The sequence below is a fragment of the Methylorubrum podarium genome (genome assembly GCF_022179745.1).
GTDB classification, from domain to species: Bacteria; Pseudomonadota; Alphaproteobacteria; order Rhizobiales; family Beijerinckiaceae; genus Methylobacterium; species Methylobacterium podarium.
Genome location: NZ_BPRD01000628.1, coordinates 1 through 3,679 on the forward strand (window position 1 = coordinate 1; position 3,679 = coordinate 3,679).

Annotated in this window: 3 protein-coding genes and 1 pseudogene; 2 read left to right on the forward strand and 2 right to left on the reverse strand. The window is 72.9% G+C overall.

Translation table 11 applies throughout. The annotated features are described in order from the left end of the window. Both MFF42_RS24920 and MFF42_RS24925 read right to left on the reverse strand, forming a co-directional pair. Positions 1-305 (reverse strand): glycosyltransferase (locus tag MFF42_RS24920; RefSeq protein WP_238258633.1); only part of this gene is annotated, 305 nt, incomplete at its 3' end. A gap of 60 nt (positions 306-365) precedes the next feature. After that, positions 366-2,420, reverse strand: a complete 2,055-nt coding sequence (locus MFF42_RS24925; protein WP_238258635.1) for an HAD-IIB family hydrolase — start codon at positions 2,418-2,420, stop codon at positions 366-368. Between the two features lie 48 nt (positions 2,421-2,468). Here MFF42_RS24925 and MFF42_RS24930 point away from each other — a divergent pair, with 48 nt between their 5' ends. Together MFF42_RS24930 and MFF42_RS24935 are read left to right on the forward strand one after the other, a co-directional pair. Beyond that, a complete protein-coding gene (locus tag MFF42_RS24930; protein ID WP_306423561.1) occupies positions 2,469-3,518 on the forward strand; it encodes a glycosyltransferase family 4 protein in 1,050 nt (349 codons plus the stop codon). Beyond that, positions 3,518-3,679: pseudogene (locus MFF42_RS24935) on the forward strand (glycosyltransferase family 4 protein); the annotation flags it as partial. The gene MFF42_RS24930 and the pseudogene MFF42_RS24935, both read left to right, overlap by 1 nt.

Sequence of the window (3,679 nt, forward strand, 5' to 3'; positions counted from 1 at the left end):
CGCTCCGCCGCGGCGGCCTCGGCGTAGGCCGCCACCAGGGTCGGACCCGGGATGCAATCGACGTCGAGGAAGACGAGGACGTCGCCGGCCGCCGCCGCGGCCGCCCGGTTGCGCGCGGCGGCGAGCGGCATCGGCTCGCCCGGCACGTGGAGATGGCGCACCGGGCAGCCGGGATCGGGCAGGTCGGGCGCCCGGTCCGGCTGCATCCAGGCGATCACCAGTTCGCGCGGGGGCACGGTCTGGCGGGCGAGGCCGCGCATCACGTTGCGGAGCCGGTCGGCCCGGCCGCGGACCAGGGTGAGCACGCTCGTCGCCTCGCCGGAAGACGGTCGAGGGCGGGTCACGCCGGCGCCCGGGGGTGCGGCCTACGAGGCATAGGACAGCGCCCGGCGAAAGTGCAGGACGCCCTCGATGATGCCGCGGGCATGCGACGCGCGGGCGACGTAGGAGTGCTGGAGCGCCGCGTTGGCGGCGAGCCCGTCGGAGTAGTTGGCGACGATGATCGCCTGCGCGCGGGCGCGCAGCATCTCGACGTCGTTGCCGGAATCGCCCGCCACGAACACCGCCCGCTCGGGCAGGCCGTAGAGGGCGCGCACGTGATCGACCGCCGTTCCCTTCGAGGCCGTGGGCGGCAGCACGTCGAGGTAGCGGCCGTGGCTGTGGATCACGTTCGCCGCGAGACCCGCCTGCGCGAGGCGCTCGCGGACCCCGCCGGCGGTCTCCGCGTCGCCGAAGAAGCTGAGCTTGTGCGCGCGCTGCTCGAGGGGACCCTGCGGCACGAGCCCGTCGAGGCGGCTCAGCGCCGTGCCGACCGCCTCCCGGTCCCAGGCGCTCGAGACCGTCTCGCGCCACGCGGCATCCGCCGTGTAGGTCACGCCGTTGGCGTCGAGATGGTAGATCTCCGAACCGACCGAGGTGATCATCACCTGCGGCCGCGGGCTTGCCTGCTGCTCCAGCACCGCCATGGCGCTGTGGAAGGAGCGGCCGGTGGCGACGCCGAAGGCCAGCCCGGTCTGCCGGCTGCGCCAGCGCCGGAAGGTCGCCAGCGCGGATTCGCAGCCCACCAGCGTGTTGTCGATGTCGCAGATCAGCAGTTGGTGCGGGGCCCGCAGGGGCGGGTTGCGGGCGAGCAGCGCGCCGAGAAGTTCGTGATAGCGCGCGGCGTGCCGGTCCCAGTCGTAGGTGGCGGCCGCCCGCGCCCCGCCCGCGACGCAGGCGGCGCGGAAGGCGGCCTCGGTCAGGATGTGCAGGCAGGCGGCGGCGATCGAGGCGGGCGCGCGCGGATCGACCAGCAGCCCGTTGCCGCAGGTTTCGACGATGTCGTTGGGGCCGCCGCTGTCGGTGGCCACCAGCGGCAGGCCGGCGGCGGAGGCCTCCAGCAGGGTCAGGCCGAAGGGCTCGTTGAGGGCCGGGTTGACGAACAGGCCGCCGCGCTCCCGCGCGTAGGCGTAGATCGCCGGCACGTCCTCCGGGCGGTGCGTCTTCGGGTAGGCCACGCGCCCGTAGAGGTCGTAGCGGTCGATGAGCACGAGCAGGTCGCGCAGGGTCGCGGCCATGTCGCCGTCGAGCCGGTCGATGTCCTCGCGGGTGCCGGCGACGATCACGAGGTTGGCGCGCGCCTGCAGTTCGGGGCTCTCGCCGTAGGCCCGCACCAGGGCCGCGAGGTTCTTGCGCGCCACGGGACGGGCGAGCGCCAGCAGCGCGGGCTTGCCCGGATCGTGCAGGAACCGGTCGATCGCCGCATCGACCCGCGGGAGCGGACGGCTCTCGGCGAAGCGGGCGAGGTCGCTGCCCGGCGGCAGCACGCGGGCGCGGCCGGGATCGTAGGCGCTGTAGCCGGCATACTGCACCTCCGCCTCGTCGCGCGACGAGGCGATCACCAGGCTCGCCCGCGCCAGCGCCGCCTCCTCGGTCGCGATCCGGCGCGCGAGTTCCGGCCCGCGCGCGGCCTCGCCGCCGAGCAGGGCCGCCTTCACCCGCCCGAGGGAATGGGCCGTGAACACGAAGGGGATGCCGAGCCGCGCCTCGACGATCGCCGCGACCGCGGCGGCATCCGCGTAATGCGCGTGGACGATGTCCGGCGCGGACGTCTGACGGCCGATCCAGGCGATGAGGTTCTCGGCGAAGCTCTCGACCTCGCCGTGCATCTCCTCCTTCGACCGGTAGCCCGGCGACGCGCTCGCGAGCCGCACGAGCTCGACCTTGTCGGAGACCCGCTCTTCGGGCACGGCGTATTCGGGACCGGGCGGCCCCTCGAACCGGCGCGTCGCCATCACGATCCGCGCGACCCGGGCATCCTGCTCCGACGCCCCGACCAGATCGAGCAGGTAGCGGATATGGCCGCCGGTATCGGAGGTGAGGCCGTAGACGACATCACGGCCGCGCAAGCAGCCTTGAAGAGCGATATGCAGGACGAACATCAGGCGTTCGTCGTGACGAGCGAACCGTGACGAAAGGTATCAGTCAAGGTGCAACAGGTAATTCGCGTCGCACAGGTCGCCCCGAACATTTTCCCGACTCCCCCCGAACACCATGGCGGCACCGAGAGGATCGTCCACGATCTTTCCATGGCGCTGCGAAACTTGGGCATAGACGTAACGCTGTTCGCGCCCTCGGACAGTGCGACAGACTTGCCGCGCATCGGCGATCATCCGAGCCTCGCCGCCTTGGAACGTCGCAACCGGTCAGTCCCCCCCGGAGTTCCGGCGGCGCTCGACGCCTTGCAGCTGGAGGCGCTGCGCCTGCGCCTCGACCAGTTCGACATCGTGCATTGCCACGGCGAGTTCGCCCACGCGGCCCTGCTCGGCCCGCGGCGTCGCCACAGCCTGACCACGGTGCACTGGCGCGTGGACGAACTCGACCGGGCCCTGTTCTTCGCCGGCTTCCCCGACCTGCCGGTCGCGGCGATCTCGGCGGCGCAGGAGGCCGGCATTCCGGCCCCGAACCGCGCGGGCCTCGTGCATCACGGCATCGCCCGGGACCGTTACACCCTGCGCGCCGAGCCCGGCGCGCACGTCGCCTTCGTCGGTCGGATGACCGACCAGAAGCGGCCGGACACCGCGATCCGCGTCGCCCGCGCCGCCGGCCTGCCGATCCGCCTCGGCGGCACGATCGATGTCGGCAACCCGGATTATTTCGAGCGGAAGGTGCGGCCCCTGCTCGGCCCCGACGCGTGTTATCTCGGCCCCGTCGACGACGCGGCGAAGGCGGATCTCGTGGGAGGCGCCCGAGCCCTGCTGTTCCCGATCGACTGGCCCGAACCCTTCGGCCTCGTGATGATCGAGGCGATGGCCTGCGGCACGCCGGTGATCGCCTGGAATCGCGGTTCGGTCCCCGAGATCGTCGAGGATGGGGTGACCGGCTTCGTCGTCGCCTCCGAGGCCGAGGCGGTCGACGCCCTGGCCCGGATCGACCGGCTCGACCGTCGGCAGGTGCGGCGCCGCTTCGAGGCGCGCTTCACCGCCGAGCGCATGGCGCGCGACTACCTCGCGATCTACCGACGCCTGCTCGCAGCCTGATGCGCACCGCACTCCTGGCCTGGGATTACCCGCCGGCCCCGAGCGGGCTCTCGACCGCGGCCCGCGAGATCGCCGAGAGCCTCGCGCAAGCCGGCGCCGACGTGACCGTGTTCACCCTCGACCGCCGCGGCCGGGAACAGGTCGGCGGCGTCGCGGTCGAG

Bases quoted from the DNA above. Each gene is read 5' to 3' on its own strand.
- MFF42_RS24925 (WP_238258635.1), bottom strand. From the start codon at position 2,420: ATGTTCGTCCTGCATATCGCTCTTCAAGGCTGCTTGCGCGGCCGTGAT.